Source organism: Citrobacter sp. RHBSTW-00570 (assembly GCF_013739755.1).
GTDB lineage: Bacteria > Pseudomonadota > Gammaproteobacteria > Enterobacterales > Enterobacteriaceae > Citrobacter > Citrobacter braakii.
The window spans coordinates 21,087-38,445 of sequence record NZ_CP056401.1; the positions used below are offsets into that span (position 1 = coordinate 21,087).

Consider the following 17,359-nt stretch of genomic DNA (forward strand, 5'->3'; position numbering starts at 1 on the left):
TATAAACAGTATATTAGGCATAAGTTTCTGTATGATCAACCATAAAATAGCCTGTTTTGTACAATGATTCCATACTTACTAGGTATGGAATCATTAAAGGGCGGAAATTTAAATTCTGAGGTTTTATTAGCGTGATTGTCACGGATTAGTGAGCGCTTGAAATGCAGCGGCGTATGCAGCGATATCGGCCATAATTTTTGGATCTTTCGCATACTGATGTGCGTTGTTAGGGAAGATTGCCAATAGGCTATACACATCTTGGAAATGTGCATGTTGACTGTAAACGAGTGCGCGGTCGCTTGTGCAATTGAATCTGTTGCGGCTGCTGGTTCGTTCTTGCTTCGTGAACAAGAGATGAACGTGATAAACGCGGGAGGACACGATAGCACCCGGAGCCGTATACGGGCCATCTTTGCCGAATACGGCTGGGCACATGCCTTGTTTAAGCGACGTGAAATCGTCGAGTAACGTGATCTTTAAGTCAGGCTTTATATCGAAGGTCGGCTGTAAAAATTGGGCGTAACTATCACTGTTCCATGTGACCTTCATCGTTCAACCTCAATGGAATGAGAAGTTGGCGAAGACGTCCTCATCAATGAGGCCAGTCTGCGATTCGATGACGTCTACGTCGTTAAAACACTGATTTAAAATCAATAGCAGATCAGAGATAGCCAAACGATACTCAGTTACAGAATCGCTCAGGCGCTTCAAGTATGGATGAGGTTGCTCAGAGTCACGAATCAACTTGTTAACGAATCCCTCCAAACCACGAATGGTCAGGTCAACGTTCTTCAGTTCTTCGTAACGGCTTTCACCGAAGCTGCTGCGAATCTTTTCCGCTTTCCATCCAGAGATGGCATTAGCCAGGCGAACGTGTTTCGCCGTCAATTCTGCGAGCTTGCTTTCGATCTCTGCCAGCTGTGCGGCATCGCCGTTCTCCTGAACAGGGATACCTGCGGTTCTCACATAGGTTTGTTCTTTGAATCCTGCGAATTTTGCAGAGTGCTTCACCGTGCCACGGAAGCGTCGATATCCAAGCGGCTCAATAAAGACACGCCCAGATTTAGCTTTAGGCTTTGCATTTGAAAAGCGCGAAGCGTTAGAGGTCACAGTAGCAAGGGCATTGCTAATGACACTCATATCTTCCAGGCAATTTTCTAAACGCATAAAACCTCTTAACTACTCAATGGCTCGTAACTAAGTGTACGCTGTGTTGATGAAAGCGACAAATAATAAACGGCCCCAAAAGGAGCCGTATTGTATTACAGAGTGCTCGCAAAAGCAGCAAATTCTGTATAGCCGCCGATAGGTTCACCATTTACGAACACCTGCGGTATGGTTTCCACCGGCTTGCCAACCAGGTCGCTTAACTTCTCTTTGTCGATCCCGGCAGACACAATATCGATGTATTCGTAATCACCAAAGTCGTGGCCGTGCAGCTGCTTCGCCAGCTCGACCGCACGTTTGCAGTATGAGCAATTATCCCGTCCGTAGATAACGACCTTCATCACTTCACCTCGTGCAGCTGCTGCTTGAGAAGATAGCCTTCCAGGGGCCAGATTTTGGCAATCGCGTTCTGGCGTGCAATTTTACGTCCGATCTCCGGATCAAAGTTCTCCGGGCTGGCGCACGCAGACTCGCCGGTTACGGTGTAGCCGTTCTCCAGCACAAGAACGCAGAAGGTCAGCAGTTCGAGCGGGGCCGGTTCAGGCTCTTCCTGCTTCAGCCACAACGGTGAGCTGCGATATCCGTCCGCGCCGGTAAAGTAAAACTCGCCTGAGATAACAGCTTCAATGCGTTCCGGGGTAACACGCGCGGCCGTTTTGCCTTTGGCCACAATCTCTTTTTCGATATCCATATCGGTCATTTTGGTTTCCTTACGTTAAAACTGAGCGATCCGGGCACGAAGAATCAGGTCATACGCCTTCATCGTGTCCAGCTGCTTAATGAGGATGATGCGGTCGACATACAGCAGGCGAGCAAACTCGTCGCCGGCAATGTATGCCTCCAGTTCTTTTATGCGGCTACACAGTTCTTCGTGTTCATCCATGACACGTTTCTGGTGTGGCAGGTACTCTTTGGTCATTGGCTTTCCTTACTGATAGGCTTCCAGTGCGACTTTGCATAGCTCAGAACGCACGCAGTCTTCGGTCGCAAACTCAATAAGGCCAACATGGGAGGAAGGTTTAAAACGCTCCAGTGCATCTTCCAGACCAGACTTAACATTGCCTGGCAGGTCGCATTGCGTCACATCTCCGTTCACAATGACGGTTACGTTCTCGCCCATACGGGTCAGGAACATTTTCATTTGTGACGCTGTAACGTTTTGCGCCTCATCCAGAATGACTACAGCGTTCTCGAATGTGCGCCCACGCATGTAAGCGAAGGGGGCAATTTCTACTTTGGCCACCTCTGGCTTTAAGCAATATTCAAGGAACGAGCCACCCAAACGCTTCTGTAGCACGTCATAGACGGGCCGGAAGAACGGAGCGAACTTCTCGCTCATGTCGCCCGGAAGGAAGCCCAGATCTTCTTCTGCTTGCAATACCGGACGCGTCACGATGATCTTCCCGACTTCCTTATCCAGCAGACGCTGCGCTGCGACGGCAGCTGCCAGGTACGTTTTGCCGCAGCCAGCTTCGCCTGTGGCGAACGTTAGCGTTTTGGTATCGAGGGAGATGAGATAGTGGGCCTGGGCCTCGTTTCGCGCTTCGAGAGGAGAGTTGTCGCGCTTCGGTTTCGGAGGCAGAGCAGGGGCGGCAGCCAGTTCGTCAACAATGATTGTGTCAATTTCGTAGCCGTGGATGCGTGGTTTTGACTTCAGAGCCTGACGAGCTGCGCGACGCGTCTGTTTACGTTTGTTTCCCATATTGAGTCCTTTCAAGTGAGTAACTGAAAGTACTATACATTAGAAACACAAAAAAGATAAGTGTGTACCTACCTATCAGAATGACTTCAACAAAGTTTTTTACGGTATTAAAGGGGGAAAATAAAGTTTTTTTAGTTATTATAGGATAGGCGCTTTGCTTCAATCATGACTACTATGAAGCGGTCATGTGATACAGTTTAAGCTTGCCAGTGCGTCTACTAAAGGAATACTGAAATTATTATGACGATACCAGCCAAAATAGATACCACTAATTTACTCACTATACTTGGAGTGATCGCTGCCGTATGGGCAATAATTACTCCTACCAGCAGACTGCGATTTCGTTTTTGTATGACTCGGTGGGACCTACTAATCATTGGGCTGATTTTTATACTAGCTAATTATTTGGTTTTTGCACCTGCATTAAGACAAGTTGGACTGTATTACAGTTTCGGACCGTGGATATGGGGATTGGATAGTTCGAGTGCAGTATATCTATTGTTTCTCTTGGCTGCCTCATATCTTTTCATTCGGCTAAAATCGCCAACATTAAATCGAGGTAAAATAACACTATTTCTTGAGCTAATTGAGAGTTTACATCTTACCAAAAAATATGATGAGTTAGTATTGTTAGTTGAGCCTCAGTTAGACGAAATAATATCCCTTGCTAATGGAAAACCGAACCTTATTGTTCAATGGATTGATAAGCTATATGGCGGCTCCGATCGAAATGCGTTATTGAATGGAGAAGAACCCAAAGAACGAAATGTCTTGGTGAAAGGTCTATATTCCCTACTAAGTCCTTTGCGTAAAAAGCTATCATCAAATTATGAAGCCAGTGATAAAGCCCGAGAGGTTTTGCTGAATATACTAACTTCTCCTGATCTTACAAGGCATCTTTCACTTGCATATCCTCATTTTTGTTTGAGGCTTATTGGTGCTGATGAGGTCGTTCGTTCTGATTTCATTGATAGATTTATTAATTCGCTGCTTGACTCACCTGGTAGTCGTCTTTATGTAGAACTTAAAAATAACCAAAATACATGTACTGGAGGACGTCTTGCGATACCTGAAACCAACCGCTTGCTTCACTTTTTCTTTGCCGACTCAGTGTATGCAAGTAAAAGTGGCATATATAGAGCTATAGGTGAATCTGTTTGCTGGCGTTTAGATGAAGACAGTAAGTTATCAGAAATACTAAACAAGCCCCTTGGCTCTTACCGTGAGCAAAGTAGATTTAGTTGTCCTATTAATTCTGGAATAACAATGTTCGAAATTATGGTGCATCAAGGTATTCATCAAAGATTGCAAGATCATCTTTGGCTGCATTATTTCAAACACTTTGCTGAAAAAATATTATATCAAATGAAAGTTCAGAGTATTGACTCAATCGCAGAACATCAAACACCATATCACTATCTTCTATGTCGCCTATTCGGTATTGCTTGACCTGCCCCCACGATTAGATACAACACTCAGTTAGTAACGTCGGAATCTTCATTCTCAGAATGGTAATCCCCCCGAAAAGCCGGTGTGTTCATAAGTAGAATTTTCTCGTAATCTGAACCGGGAGATTTCTATGAAAAAATCACGTTTTACCGACAGCCAGATCATGGCCATCCTCAAGCAAGCAGAAGCAGGAACGCCGGTGGCTGAATTGTGCCGCGAGCATGGCATGAGTAGCGCCAGTTTCTATAAGTGGCGCTCACGCTTTGGCGGGATGGATGCCTCCATGATGGCCCGTCTGAAAGAGCTGGAAGATGAAAACCGCCGCCTTAAAAAGATGTATGCCGAAGAACGACTAAAAGCCGAGATCATTCAGGAGGCTATGGCAAAAAAGTGGTGAAGCCATCGCATCGAAAGCAGATGGCACAGGACGCAGTCAGGAGTCGAAGCGTCAGCATACATTTTGCCTGCCAGTTGTTTGCTGTCAGCGAAAGTTGCTATCGCTATCAGCCTCAGTTGAATGAAGAAAATGTCATTATTGCCGACTGGTTGCTCCGCATCACTGGCAATCAGCGCAACTGGGGATTTGGCCTGTGCTTTTTGTATCTGCGTAACGTAAAAGGCTTTAAGTTCAACCACAAAAGGGTGTACCGAATTTACTGCGAGTTATCGCTGAACATGCGAATAAAGCCGAAAAAACGACTGAAACGGGATAAGCCCGAACCGCTGACGGTACCTAAAAACAGTAATGAATGCTGGTCGATGGACTTCATGCACGATCAATTATCAGATGGTCGCTCAGTCCGTCTGCTGAATATTATCGATGATTTTAACCGTGAGGCACTGGCAATAGAGGTCGATTTTTCTCTGCCGGCAAACCGAGTTGTGCGAACGCTGGAACAGCTCATTGAATGGAAAGGTAAACCCATAGCAATACGATGTGATAATGGACCAGAATATACCAGTAACACGTTGATATCATGGGCTAATGACAGGGGCATCCAGATTAACTTTATTCAGCCCGGCAATCCGCAGCAAAATGCCTATATTGAGCGTTACAACCGTACGGTACGCTATGATTGGCTGGGGCAACACCTGTTTACATCACTGGATGAATTGCAGAACTATGCCACGCAGTGGCAATGGTTTTATAATCATGAACGACCAAATATGGCGTTGAATGGTTTCACGCCGATGCAACATATTCAACGCATGGCCTGATTCTACTTATCACCTCCGTCAAAAATGGGGGTATTACCGAATGACCCTTTCTCCAGCCCGCTGCAAATTCAGACGGTGTCTGATAATTCAGCGTGGAGTGCGGGCGGCATTCGTTATAATCCTGCCGCCAGTCATTAATAATTTTCCTGGCATGAACGATATCGCTGAACCAGTGCTCATTCAAACATTCATCGCGAAATCGTCCGTTAAAGCTCTCAATAAATCCGTTCTGCGTTGGCTTGCCCGGCTGGATTAAGCGCAACTCAACACCATGCTCAAAGGCCCATTGATCCAGTGCACGGCAAGTGAACTCCGGCCCCTGGTCAGTTCTTATCGTCGCCGGATAGCCTCGAAACAGTGCAATGCTGTCCAGAATACGCGTGACCTGAACGCCTGAAATCCCAAAGGCAACAGTGACCGTCAGGCATTCCTTTGTGAAATCATCGACGCAGGTAAGACACTTGATCCTGCGACCGGTGGAAAGTGCGTCCATGACGAAATCCATCGACCAGGTCAGATTGGGCGCCGCCGGACGGAGCAGCGGCAGACGTTCTGTTGCCAGCCCTTTACGACGTCTTCTGCGTTTTACGCCCAGGCCACTGAGGTGATAAAGCCGGTACACGCGCTTATGATTAACATGAAGCCCTTCACGGCGCAGCAACTGCCAAATACGACGGTAGCCAAAACGCCTGCGCTCCAGTGCCAGCTCAGTGATGCGCCCTGATAAATGCGCATCAGCAGCCGGACGGTGAGCCTCATAGCGGCAGGTCGACAGGGATAAACCTGTAAGCCTGCAGGCACGACGTTGCGACAGACCGGTCGCATCACACATCAACATCACGGCTTCCCGCTTCTGGTCTGTCGTCAGTACTTTCGCCCAAGAGCCACCTGAAGCGCCTCTTTATCCAGCATGGCTTCGGCAAGCAGCTTCTTGAGTCTGGTGTTCTCTTCCTCAAGCGACTTCAGGCGCTTAACTTCAGGCACCTCCATACCGCCATACTTCTTACGCCAGGTGTAAAACGTGGCATCGGAAATGGCATGCTTGCGGCAGAGTTCACGGGCGGGTACCCCAGCTTCGGCTTCGCGGAGAATACTGATGATCTGTTCGTCGGAAAAACGCTTCTTCATGGGGATGTCCTCATGTGGCTTATGAAGACATTACTAACATCGGGGTGTACTAATCAACGGGGAGCAGGTCATGCTATAGATTGGGCAGAACAAAGTTCATATATAAAAACAGTTAATAATTCTAAGGAGGATAGTAGGTATATCCCTAAGGAAGCGACGAAAGTATTAGGCTCTATGTTAGAGCATGTTATTCCTAGCCTGAAATTGAAGGGGTACTCAAAAGTATCCATATTACAGATGGTTGTCACCTGTTACACCAGGCTCGAAGAAAGGCAGATTAATGATATAGGTGAGGCATTATTGATACACACAACAACGGGGGAATTTAACTCTACAAGTTTAACATATCGTAGGAAGCTTCTATCGATATTCAAACGAATGGACCCTTACTTACAGGGAAATGCAAAAAAATTCAGAGAAAAGATAGAATTGGCTATTCAAATTAAACTTAACAGGTAATGGTTTAATTAAGCAGAGGAGCAAGGTCCTCGATTATGACATTGGTGTTATTAAATGAAATTGACTAACTTTGTCTTTTTTTTCAAGTAATATTGTTCTTTTTTGCTAATCTTACAAAAGGGGCCGAAGCCCCTTTAATTATTTGCGCTGAAAAAAGTGTTGCTACGATGCTAAGAAGCAATGGTTAAGAACGTCTGCCGTGTCTATCACAGCGCTGAACGGTCTGGCGACATTTTGCGGAGTCTTTCCGTTCGGACGGTGGTGGCGAACTCCAAACCGTTCAGCGCTATGTTGGCGATGGTGGGTGGACTCGAACCACCGACCAGTTGATTAACAGTCAACCGCTCTACCACTGAGCTACACCATCATTTTCGCGGCGGTACTTGTTCATGGACAACCAGGCAACCAAGAACTTTCCCGCAACTTGCACTTTACGTTAGTGCCAGACGAGGCTTATGGCTCGCTCACATAGAGCGAAGATCTGGAATCCTTCTCGGCGGTTGACGGCCGCCAGACTCTTCGATCTTATTGGATGTATGGAATCATCCATGTTGTGGAACCAGGGGCTACATAGGCAACAATGATTTCACCAGAGGGTTAAAGAATCCTGCTTTCACAACGTTGAGGCCACTGAACCGATTTATGTTCGACCCAACATATTGATCAGTCACTACAGCTCTGTGGAATCACCTGTATGATTAAAAGAAAAACAGTGACCTCAACGTTGTGCGCTGGCTAACCAAGCCAGCCGGGTTACGTCGCCGCTTTTAACCCAAGATTAAACGACATAAGTAATGGAAATGACGTAACAGGATGGACGGTCAGCTGGCTGAAACCGGGATGATGGAATGGAATGAGGAAACCAACCGCCCATCCTGTTACTTCATCGAATAGGGCATGGGTGGTGCAACATGCCCTATCCTGCGTTCTACAATCACACTCGCTCAGTGTGTCCCATTTCGGTGACGAGGCTGGAAACTGACCTCGCTGGTGTTTGGCTTCTTAGGCTACTGCCAGGTACGTATCTTCGTTTGCAGTTATATTTAACGTTCAAACAGTCGCGTCTCAACGAAAACAAATGAATCTTATACATAACAGATAAGTAAGTAAATACTTATTTTTCTGTGACTCGTTCAGTTGCTATCTTTTTGACCAAGCTCACCTTCTGTTCCGGCGTTCTAGTGATGATGGCCGTAAAACGCTTCGCTTGAATAGTGATAGTTTCGTTCTCCTTCAGTTCGCCGTAGTGAGTCTCCAGCAGAGAACCCAGGCGCCACAGACCGTCATCTATGCGTTTATGGCTGGCAAATCTGATCAGCAGTAGCTTTACGATTAACTGACCAGTGTAGGGGTTTGAGGGCCAATGGAACGAAAACGTACGCTAAGAAGTTAATTCATTGTTTAAATTGAAATTTAGTTCTCTCAGTTCCCCCTTCAAAATATCCTCCGGTAGCGTAAACGTATAATGCCCCAGCATATTGATATGCCCGTGCATCAGTGGGGACAACCGGGCGATATCTTCAACCCCGATTTCTTCTCCATTACTGCGTATCCAGCTCAGGGCTTCCTGCATATAAAGTGTGTTCCACAGTACCACTGCGTTAGTGACCAGGCCCAGTGCCCCCAGCTGATCTTCCTGACCTTCACGATAGCGCTTTCTGATCTCACCGCGCTGCCCGTAGCAGATCGCCCTCGCCACAGCATGGCGGCCTTCCCCCCGGTTTAGCTGCGTCAGGATCCGCCGACGATAATCCTCATCATCAATATAATTAAGAAGGTACAGCGTCTTGTTGACGCGCCCCACTTCCATGATCGCCTGTGCCAGCCCTGATGGGCGCGAGCTTTTCAGCAAAGAGCGAATGAGTTCTGAAGCATGAATGGTGCCCAGTTTCAGCGAACCGGCGGTTCGCATCATCTCATCCCACTGATCCTCGGCTTTCGACAGATCGGCACAACCACGTGCCAGTTCGTCCAGTGCACCGTAATTTGCCGATTTATCCACTCGCCAGAATACCGCTTCACCGGCATCGGCAAGCCGGGGGGAAAACTGGTATCCCAGCAGCCAGAAGAGGCCAAAAATAATGTCGCTGGTACCGGCTGTGTCTGTCATGATCTCAACCGGATTCAGCCCTGTCTGCTGCTCCAGAAGGCCTTCCAGCACAAAAATGGAATCTCGTAATGTGCCGGGGACAACGATGCCGTGGAATCCAGAGTACTGATCAGAGACGAAGTTGTACCAGGTGATGCCACGTCCGGAACCAAAATATTTTCTGTTAGGTCCTGAATTGACGGTTTTCACCGGCGTGACAAAGCGCATGCCATCAGCTGAAGCCACTTCGCCACCACCCCAGCGGCCAGCAAGCTCCAGTGTGGACTGAAAATCAACCAGGCGGGCATTGGCGCTGACCAGCGTTTCTGCCCGGAGGTAATTCTGTTTTACCCAGCTAAGCCGGTGGCGCGTCAGCGCCGGTATATTGTGCTTTATCAGCGGTTCCAGCCCGATATTGCAGGCCTCTGCCATCAGGACCGCGCACAGGCTGATGTGCAGATCCTGTGCCCGGGCCCCGGATTCACTGACATGCGTAAACTCACGTGTAAATCCCGTTCTGGCATCTATTTCAAGCAACAGTTCCGTCAAATCTACTGGCGGGAGTAGCAGCCTTACCCGACTGTTGAGACGATGCAACGATGTTGGCTCCTCCAGTTTCTCCAGGCTGCTGATAGTCAGGGAAGGATGTTTACCGTCATGGCAAATATGAACCTCCGCATTTCCTTCAAAGCGGGATGCGACGGTTTTCCAGGTTTCATCTAGCTGGACCGCCAACTGTTGCACGCCTTTATGTCCATCAGTGGGATGTCCCAGCGCCCGGCAAACGGGGACCCGCTGAGCCTGCCATTCTTCCCCCTGCAACAGCTTCTCGCGGGGATTTCCCCAGCGATCGCTGTTTTCGAGCCAGATGTCCCTTCGACGTAGTGCATCCTGAAGGCGCTCCAGCAGACAAAGCGAGTAACCGGCACGCTGTATCCGGCCCTCCGCATCGTATACCAGGCGTTTCCAGGGGCCGGTAATAATATGTTCAGGCGCATTGTCCAGGATGCGCTTTTTCGAGCAGTTCAGTTCGGTCAGATAATGAATGGCGGACAACGTATGTTCTCCGGCTGGCGCTGCCTGGAAATGCAGGTCGCGCAATACCGCCGGAAGAAAGCGCTTTACCCGCCCGTACTGCTCCACCATTTCGTCATGGAAATTGTTGTTCTGAGGCCGGGCCAGCTCATTTACCTTGCAGACGGATTCTGCCAGCCTGCTTTTCGGTATGCTGTTGAATATGGTCTCCCTCAGTTCAGCATCGTCAGCCTGTTCATCCAGCAACAATGAACATGCCCGCGCCAATATTAGCGCAGCACGATCAAGATCTTTAAGCGTCCTGAGCCGTTTTTTCTGCCCCGTTTTCTTCGCCGCACGAGTGATATCCAGTATCAGCATATCGAGCACATCAATGGCCTCATCCAGCGCCGCAGTCTCCTGCGCTTTAACGAATGCTGTGAGTACGGCCAGTTTTCTCTGCTGTGGCATTCGCGCGATATATTTTACCGACGCCATGCCTGCGTAACGGGCCAAATTACGCAGTTGTATAGCAGGCAGACCGGTAAAATTCAGTCGGGAAAATTCCAGGTTTCGCAGCCGGATATACCGCTCCAGCGCTTCGGTAAATGCCGGGCCGCTGACGGTGACCGGTCCCTTTTTCAGTTGCTCCAGCGGTGAAGTACGCTGCCCCTCAGGAATGTCCAGAAGCTCCGTCACGCGGGCGGTCTGCCAGCTGTCCGGCAACGCGGCCAGTTTCTTCCACAGCCGCTGATTTGCCCGTTCGCGTATTTCACTGACGAGACGTACAAGTGTGGTTGCTCCGGGCAGCAGGACCTTATTCTGAAGCAGCCACGCGGTGGCAAAATCAAACATAAGGCCGGGTCGCTCATTACTGAGCCATGCGCGGGTGTACAGCAGGCGCTTCAGGCGGAAAGACCAGGGGAAATCGCCAAATTCATGGTAACCGTAATATTCCTTAATCAGCGCAGTATGCTCTCTGAGGGTGGTAACCCGTTCTGCGTAGCGGGTAAGGACTTCTGGACGGCGAATATTAAGCTGCACCGCGACAAATTGCTGAACACCTGGCAGAACCCGGGTTAAGTCTGTCAGAAAGGTGCCCAGAAAACGGGCGGTGGTGAGCTGAAGCGCAATTCCCAGCCGGTTATGCCTTCCCCGCCGCTGGTTAATGAAGGCAAGATCCCGCTCATCAAGATGAAAATAGCGCGCCAGCTGCACGTCATTGGGTTCTGCAACATAGCGACCATAATTCAGTTCCTGCTCAGTGGTCAGAAAATCGACGGGCATACCGGCCTCCCTGCCTGATGGTCATGAATTAACAATTTCGCAACCGTCCGAAATATTATAAATTCTCGGACACACTAAAATGGTGTTGTCTAGGTGTCTATTAAATCGATTTTTTGTTATAACAGACACCCACTGTCCGATATTTGATTTAGGATACATTTTTATGCGACTTTTTGGTTACGCACGGGTATCAACAAGCCAGCAGTCCCTCGATATTCAGATCAAGGGGCTTAAAGAGGCGGGGGTGAAAGCCAGTCGCATATTTACCGACAAAGCATCCGGCAGTTCTACCGACAGGAAAGGACTGGATCTGCTGCGAATGAAGGTGGAGGAAGGTGACGTCATCCTGGTGAAGAAACTCGACCGGCTTGGCCGCGACACTGCCGATATGATCCAACTGATAAAAGAATTCGACGCTCAGGGAGTCGCGGTCCGATTCATAGACGACGGGATCAGCACCGACGGTGAAATGGGGAAAATGGTTGTGACCATTCTTTCAGCTGTAGCCCAGGCCGAACGCAGGAGGATTCTGGAGCGTACGAACGAAGGACGGCAGGAGGCCAGGCTGAAAGGTATCCGGTTTGGCCGAAAGCGCATCATCGACAGAAATAGTGTACTGGCACTTCATCAGCAGGGAACTGGTGCAACAGATATTGCCCGCCGGCTCAGTATTGCCCGTTCCACTGTTTATAAAATTCTGGAAGATGAGAGCCGGGTTAATCTGAGCAAAATTTGAGGACGAACATGAGTGATGTAAAGGCATTCAACAATTGCATGAGTGTGTTCTGGCGACAGCATGAAGCCGAATTCTCTCGCTTTCTGACATCGAAGACAGGTGATAGCGAAAAAGCAGCAGACCCGGAGAAGACGAAGGTGATTATCGTGACGCTTGCCGAAACGACACCTGTACTGGAAGCCGCTAACCTGCAGCAGGATCTACGCCGAGCTGGCATCGAGCCGTGGGCATGGGTCGTTAATAACAGCCTGGCAGCTGCTCAACCGTCTTCGCCTTTCCTGAAGATCAGGGCGAACCGCGAGCTGCCTCTCATCTCTGATGTGGAAGAGCAGTATGCAAAGCGTATTGCATTAACAGCGCTACAGAGCGAAGAGCCGGTTGGTATTGACCTGCTGGAAGAAATGGCGAAGTAATAATGAAGGGGGCAAATGCCCCCTTCGTCTTTATTTCAGTCTTTTACCTGAATCATCAACGACTTTTTCACCGTCTTCCTTGGTGAAAGCCGCTTTCTGGGCATCTGGAAGGATATCGAGAACAACCTCTGAAGGACGGCAAAGTTTAGTTCCCAGTGGCGTCACTACGATCGGACGGTTGATCAGAATCGGATGCTGTAGCATAAAGTCGATGAGCTGGTCGTCAGTAAATTTATCTTCTGCAAGACCCAGTTCCTCATACGGCTCGACGTTCTTACGCAGCAAAGCCCGGACGGAAATGCCCATATCCGCAATGAGTTTGAGCAGCTCATCGCGTGAAGGTGGAGTCTCAAGGTAAAGAATAACGGTCGGCTCGATACCGCTGTTGCGGATCATCTCCAGCGTATTACGCGACGTGCCGCAGGCTGGGTTGTGATAAATGGTGATGTTGCTCATATCAGTATCTCATTACAAAGTGAAAGAGAGACGTAGCGCCAGCGCGGCCAGCGTTACAAACAGCACAGGCAGAGTCATGACGATCCCGGTGCGGAAATAGTATCCCCATGTGATGGTCATGTTCTTCTGTGAAAGGACATGCAGCCAGAGCAACGTTGCCAGGCTACCAATAGGTGTAATTTTCGGTCCAAGATCGCAGCCAATCACGTTGGCAAAAATCATCGCCTCTTTGATAACGCCTGTTGCAGTGCTGCCATCAATAGAGAGAGCACCAACCAGCACGGTAGGCATATTGTTCATGATGGAAGAGAGGAAAGCCGTCAGGAAGCCAGTACCAAACGTCGCGGCCCAAAGTCCTTTATCTGCCAGCACGTTCAACACACCGGAGAGGTATTCTGTTAGTCCGGCATTACGCAGACCATAGACCACCAGATACATTCCCAGAGAGAATATGACGATCTGCCATGGCGCACCGCGAAGCACTTTGCCAGTGTTAATGGCATGGCCTCGCTTCGCCACCGCAAACAGAATGACAGCCCCTACAGCAGCAATCGCACTGACCGGGATACCCAACGGCTCAAGGACGAAAAAGCCAACCAGAAGAAGGATCAACACTATCCAGCCGGTTCTGAAGGTTGCCAGATCTTTAATCGCTTTTGCCGGTGCTTTCAGGAGAGCCAGGTCGTAAGTTGGCGGAATATCTTTGCGGAAGAACAGATGCAGCATCACCAGCGTGGCGATAATGGCTGCGATATCCACCGGCACCATTACCGACGCATACTCAGTGAAACCCAGCCCAAAGAAGTCTGCAGAAACGATGTTAACCAGGTTGGACACGATAAGCGGCAGACTGGCCGTATCGGCAATAAACCCGGCGGCCATGACAAATGCCAGCGTAGTGCCTTTGCTGAAACCTAATGCAAGCAGCATGGCGATAACAATTGGCGTCAGAATCAATGCCGCACCATCGTTGGCAAACAGTGCCGCCACCGCTGCGCCGAGCAAAACGATATAGGTAAACAGCAAACGCCCGCGACCGTTACCCCAACGTGAAACGTGCAGCGCCGCCCATTCGAAAAAGCCCGATTCATCGAGCAGAAGGCTGATAATAATCACGGCAATAAAGGTCGCCGTCGCATTCCAGACAATATTCCACACTACAGGGATATCACCAAAATGGACTACGCCAGAGATCAGCGCCAGTACCGCGCCCAGCGTCGCACTCCAGCCGATCCCTAATCCCTTCGGTTGCCAGATAACCAAAACGATGGTCAGGACAAAAATAGCGCCTGCCAGTAACATAAATCCTCCAGACAGGACGGCTTTGCCGCCCTGTATATACAAAAAAAATTAAACAACCAGCTCTCTGAGTTTCTCGATGCCAGTGGGCTCTGCAGCCATTACCGGTACTAACGCTATGCGGCTTGCATGCTGGTTTTTCACAACCTCGATTTGAGGACGCTCTTGTAGGGCGCGCTGGCAAAGCAGCGGCGATTGCGTCTGTGCAATCGAAAGGCTGTTATTGATAATCCAGCCCCAGGGATGAATCCCCGCACGTTCAAGATCGGACTGCAGGTTTGCCGCTTCCAGTACAGGTGTGGTTTCAGGCAGAGTGACCAGCAAAACTTTGGTACGTTCCTGGTCCTGAAGCTGCATCATCGGAGTGGTAAAATGACCTTTATCCCCCATCTTCCTGGCAATCTCACGGTGATAAGCCCCGGTAGCATCAAGCAGTAATAGCGTATGCCCGGTAGGTGCCGTATCCATGACCACAAACCGTTTGCCAGCTTCACGAATTACGCGTGAAAACGCCTGGAACACCGCAATCTCTTCTGTGCAAGGAGAACGTAAATCCTCTTCGAGCAGCCGTTTCCCAGCCTCATCCAGATCCCTGCCTTTCGTCTCAAGAACATGCTGACGATAGCGTTCAGTTTCATCGTGAGGGTTGATTCGGCTGACCTGCAGATTTTTGAGGCTGCCATTGAGCGTTGTACTGAGATGTGCAGCAGGATCTGAGGTGGTGAGATGCACATCAAAACCCTTATCCGCCAGACTGACGGCGATAGCCGCAGCCATTGTGGTTTTGCCCACACCACCTTTGCCCATCAGCATAATCAAACCGTGTTCACTGCGGGCGATATCATCAACCAGGACAGACAACGACATATTCTCTGGCTTGTTCTGTGGGCTTTGTTCAGGAAGCGATGTTATCTCAGCGTGTTCGTTGAGCAGGCCTTTCAATGCGGATACACCAACCATGTTCAGCGGCTGCAGGTATAAGTTGTCTGTCGGCAAATCAGATAACCCGGCAGGAAGATTTGCCAGCGCCTCTTGCTCCCGTTGCCATATTGCAGCGGCCAGTGCATCACGTTCTGCTTCGCTCGCAGGCAGGACACCGTTAATGACTAAATACTGATTTTTAAGGCCAATAGCTGATAATTCGTCATGAGTACGAGCGACTTCCTGCAGTGTTGATTTTTGCAATCGCGCGACCAGCACAAGGCGAGTTCGTTCAGGATCGGATAATGCCTCAACCGCATGAGCATATTGCTCGCGTTGTTTTTCCAGCCCAGCCATTGGACCAAGACAGGAAGCACCATCCGGGTTACTTTCGATGAAGCTGCTCCAGGCTCCGGGAAGCTGAAGAAGGCGAATAGTGTGGCCAGTTGGGGCAGTATCAAAAATGATGTGATCAAAGCGGGTCAGCAGAGAAGCGTCAGTCAGTAAGCCAGTAAACTCGTCGAATGCAGCGATCTCTGTCGTACAAGCTCCTGAAAGCTGTTCACTGATGCTGTTAACAACGTCATCAGGCAAAAGACCTTTAATAGGGTCAACGATTCTGGCGCGGTATTGCTGGGCGGCGTCCTGCGGGTCAATCTCCAGAGCCGAAAGACCAGACACAGCAGTCACGGGCTGGATAGTGTTACCGATAGTCTGATCGAATACCTGACCGACATTGGAAGCCGGGTCGGTACTGACAAGCAGAACACGCTTTCCCAGTTCAGCCAGACGTATAGCCGTTGCGCAGGAAATCGAAGTTTTGCCTACACCTCCCTTACCGGTGAAAAACAGGTAAGACGGGATATTCTCTAAGAATTTCATATGTCCTCCTGACATACTCAACAACAGGAAGTTTTACCACCACAGCAACTGGTGGAAGCTAAACCCACCTTTTCCAGCGGTATACCAAACCAGCGAGCCAGTTCAGCGCGTTTTGGGTATCGCCCGGCCATCACCGTTTCACCATCAAGCAACAGCAGCGGAAGCCCTTCAGCTCCAGAAGCCTCAAGGAATGCTTTCGCTTTTTCGTTCTCAACGAAGCTCATAGGCTGCTGCGCCAGGTTATAACGTTCGATCTGAACCCCACGCCCTTTCAGCCACTGCACATCAGCAGAAAAATTGACCAAAACCTGATCGACATCTGAACCACAAACGCCGGTACTGCAGCACATCGCCGGATCAAACACCGTTAACATTTTCATCTTTAACACCTCATATTCGTAAAAACATATATGTACAGGCAAAATTTTTAGATACAAACAGCCTTACCGCTGCCAGAGCAGTTGGCCGATGCCAGCTTACGGGCGATGGCCTGTACGTCGTCCTGTTGACTTAACCAGGCCTGCTCAATCACCAGGGCAGCCCAGGAAGGAATATGCGGGGATAAGCGATAATGAACCCATTTCCCCTGCTTGCGATCCAGCAACAGGCCACTTTCCCGAAGCATCGCCAGATGGCGGGAGGTCTTGGGTTGTGATTGTTCCAGCGCTGTGCAGAGATCGCATACGCACAGCTCCCCCATCTCCCTGAGCAGTAGCACGATACCCAGGCGGGTTTCATCAGATAGTATTTTGAAAAGTTGTAGGGATGCAATTTCTGGCATTATGTACTCCTGCTATGAATGGGTATTGTCTCTCCACCAAAACAAGAAGTCAAAATCATATGTGTTTTCTCGCATGTGAGTGCAGGTGTCACTATGCGGTTGAAAAACGACCTGATGTGCGATCGTTACGTTAGTTGGGTAGGTAAAAAAGTCATTTGAGGCTAAAACATTGCTTAGTGCGGGCTTTCAGTTCATAGAGAAGAATGAATAATATCAATTATAACAATTGGTTATTTCCTTAGCGTACGTTTTCGTTCCATTGGCCCTCAGACCCCGTGTAAAAGGCATATCCGAAGCCGGCCGCCACAAGGTAGGTTGCCAGCCACCAGTCGAAAGAGGTCAAATTGCTCATTTCCGC

At 49.3% G+C, this 17,359-nt stretch carries 16 protein-coding genes, 1 tRNA gene and 4 pseudogenes; 5 read left to right on the forward strand and 16 right to left on the reverse strand.

Annotated elements, in window-relative coordinates; all coding sequences use genetic code 11:
* Nucleotides 1–138: 138 nt before the first annotated feature.
* The 6 genes from HV237_RS25235 to phoH all read right to left on the reverse strand — a co-directional run bounded on the left by HV237_RS25235 (nt 139) and on the right by phoH (nt 2,869).
* Nucleotides 139–549: a type II toxin-antitoxin system YafO family toxin gene (locus HV237_RS25235; RefSeq protein WP_042863510.1), complete on the reverse strand. Its 411-nt coding sequence runs from the start codon at nt 547–549 to the stop codon at nt 139–141.
* A 9-nt stretch (nt 550–558) separates the two neighbouring features.
* Complete coding sequence (locus HV237_RS25240; protein ID WP_165501434.1) at nt 559–1,167, reverse strand: hypothetical protein; 609 nt, start codon at nt 1,165–1,167, stop codon at nt 559–561.
* A gap of 95 nt (nt 1,168–1,262) precedes the next feature.
* Nucleotides 1,263–1,508 (reverse strand): GrxA family glutaredoxin, encoded by a 246-nt coding sequence (locus tag HV237_RS25245; protein ID WP_130715031.1) that lies wholly within the window; start codon nt 1,506–1,508, stop codon nt 1,263–1,265.
* Nucleotides 1,508–1,867 carry a Gp49 family protein gene (locus HV237_RS25250; protein WP_130715032.1) on the reverse strand — a complete coding sequence of 120 codons (360 nt, stop codon included), beginning with the start codon at nt 1,865–1,867 and terminating at the stop codon, nt 1,508–1,510. Before HV237_RS25250 ends, HV237_RS25245 begins: the two co-directional genes overlap by 1 nt.
* 15 nt (nt 1,868–1,882) lie before the next feature.
* Nucleotides 1,883–2,086, reverse strand: coding sequence for a hypothetical protein (locus tag HV237_RS25255; protein ID WP_130715033.1), 204 nt, complete (start codon nt 2,084–2,086; stop codon nt 1,883–1,885).
* A 9-nt stretch (nt 2,087–2,095) separates the two neighbouring features.
* On the reverse strand, nt 2,096–2,869 hold the full coding sequence (phoH, locus tag HV237_RS25260; RefSeq protein ID WP_130715034.1) for a phosphate starvation-inducible protein PhoH: 774 nt from the start codon (nt 2,867–2,869) through the stop codon (nt 2,096–2,098).
* Between the two features lie 240 nt (nt 2,870–3,109).
* Between phoH and HV237_RS25265 the strand changes: the two are divergent.
* Together HV237_RS25265 and HV237_RS25270 are read left to right on the forward strand one after the other, a co-directional pair.
* Nucleotides 3,110–4,315, forward strand: a pseudogene (locus HV237_RS25265) (hypothetical protein); the annotation flags it as partial.
* Nucleotides 4,316–4,448: 133 nt separating this feature from the next.
* Nucleotides 4,449–5,536 (forward strand): IS3 family transposase gene (locus HV237_RS25270; protein ID WP_095661766.1). Its coding sequence is split into 2 segments (ribosomal slippage): nt 4,449–4,701 and nt 4,701–5,536, totalling 1,089 coding nucleotides; the frame shifts between segments, so codons are not numbered across the junction.
* Here the strand turns inward: HV237_RS25270 and HV237_RS25275 are convergent.
* Nucleotides 5,502–6,664 (reverse strand): IS3-like element ISSen4 family transposase gene (locus HV237_RS25275; protein ID WP_249415311.1). Its coding sequence is split into 2 segments (ribosomal slippage): nt 5,502–6,406 and nt 6,406–6,664, totalling 1,164 coding nucleotides; the frame shifts between segments, so codons are not numbered across the junction. The genes HV237_RS25270 and HV237_RS25275 overlap by 35 nt on opposite strands.
* 72 nt (nt 6,665–6,736) lie before the next feature.
* On the opposite strand from HV237_RS25275, the pseudogene HV237_RS25280 reads away from it, so the two are divergent.
* Nucleotides 6,737–7,123 (forward strand): annotated as a pseudogene (locus HV237_RS25280) (hypothetical protein); the annotation flags it as partial.
* Between the two features lie 292 nt (nt 7,124–7,415).
* On the opposite strand, the gene HV237_RS25285 reads toward HV237_RS25280, so the two are convergent.
* The 3 genes from HV237_RS25285 to HV237_RS25290 form a co-directional block, all read right to left on the reverse strand.
* Nucleotides 7,416–7,490: transfer RNA gene (locus HV237_RS25285), tRNA-Asn, on the reverse strand.
* Between the two features lie 747 nt (nt 7,491–8,237).
* A complete protein-coding gene (locus tag HV237_RS26295; protein WP_249415312.1) occupies nt 8,238–8,456 on the reverse strand; it encodes a C-type natriuretic protein in 219 nt (72 codons plus the stop codon).
* 48 nt (nt 8,457–8,504) lie between these two features.
* Nucleotides 8,505–11,513 (reverse strand): Tn3 family transposase, encoded by a 3,009-nt coding sequence (locus tag HV237_RS25290; RefSeq protein ID WP_136374471.1) that lies wholly within the window; start codon nt 11,511–11,513, stop codon nt 8,505–8,507.
* Between the two features lie 163 nt (nt 11,514–11,676).
* Between HV237_RS25290 and HV237_RS25295 the strand changes: the two genes are divergently transcribed.
* Entirely contained in the window at nt 11,677–12,249 is a 573-nt protein-coding gene (locus tag HV237_RS25295) for a recombinase family protein (RefSeq protein ID WP_001556711.1), read from the forward strand.
* A gap of 119 nt (nt 12,250–12,368) precedes the next feature.
* Nucleotides 12,369–12,662, forward strand: a pseudogene (locus tag HV237_RS25300) (ArsA-related P-loop ATPase); the annotation flags it as partial.
* A gap of 30 nt (nt 12,663–12,692) precedes the next feature.
* Here HV237_RS25300 and arsC read toward each other — a convergent pair.
* The 6 genes and pseudogenes from arsC to HV237_RS26385 all read right to left on the reverse strand — a co-directional run.
* Nucleotides 12,693–13,118 carry a glutaredoxin-dependent arsenate reductase gene (gene arsC / locus HV237_RS25305; RefSeq protein WP_000065758.1) on the reverse strand — a complete coding sequence of 142 codons (426 nt, stop codon included), beginning with the start codon at nt 13,116–13,118 and terminating at the stop codon, nt 12,693–12,695.
* Between the two features lie 12 nt (nt 13,119–13,130).
* On the reverse strand, nt 13,131–14,420 hold the full coding sequence (gene arsB / locus HV237_RS25310; RefSeq protein WP_000922630.1) for an arsenite efflux transporter membrane subunit ArsB: 1,290 nt from the start codon (nt 14,418–14,420) through the stop codon (nt 13,131–13,133).
* A 48-nt stretch (nt 14,421–14,468) separates the two neighbouring features.
* Nucleotides 14,469–16,220 carry an arsenite efflux transporter ATPase subunit ArsA gene (gene arsA, locus HV237_RS25315; protein WP_001556710.1) on the reverse strand — a complete coding sequence of 584 codons (1,752 nt, stop codon included), beginning with the start codon at nt 16,218–16,220 and terminating at the stop codon, nt 14,469–14,471.
* A gap of 17 nt (nt 16,221–16,237) precedes the next feature.
* A complete protein-coding gene (arsD, locus tag HV237_RS25320; protein ID WP_000783215.1) occupies nt 16,238–16,600 on the reverse strand; it encodes an arsenite efflux transporter metallochaperone ArsD in 363 nt (120 codons plus the stop codon).
* Nucleotides 16,601–16,647: 47 nt separating this feature from the next.
* Nucleotides 16,648–17,001 carry an As(III)-sensing metalloregulatory transcriptional repressor ArsR gene (arsR, locus tag HV237_RS25325; protein WP_001114073.1) on the reverse strand — a complete coding sequence of 118 codons (354 nt, stop codon included), beginning with the start codon at nt 16,999–17,001 and terminating at the stop codon, nt 16,648–16,650.
* A 271-nt stretch (nt 17,002–17,272) separates the two neighbouring features.
* A pseudogene (locus HV237_RS26385) lies at nt 17,273–17,353 on the reverse strand (C-type natriuretic protein); the annotation flags it as partial.
* Between the last annotated feature and the right edge of the window lie 6 nt (nt 17,354–17,359).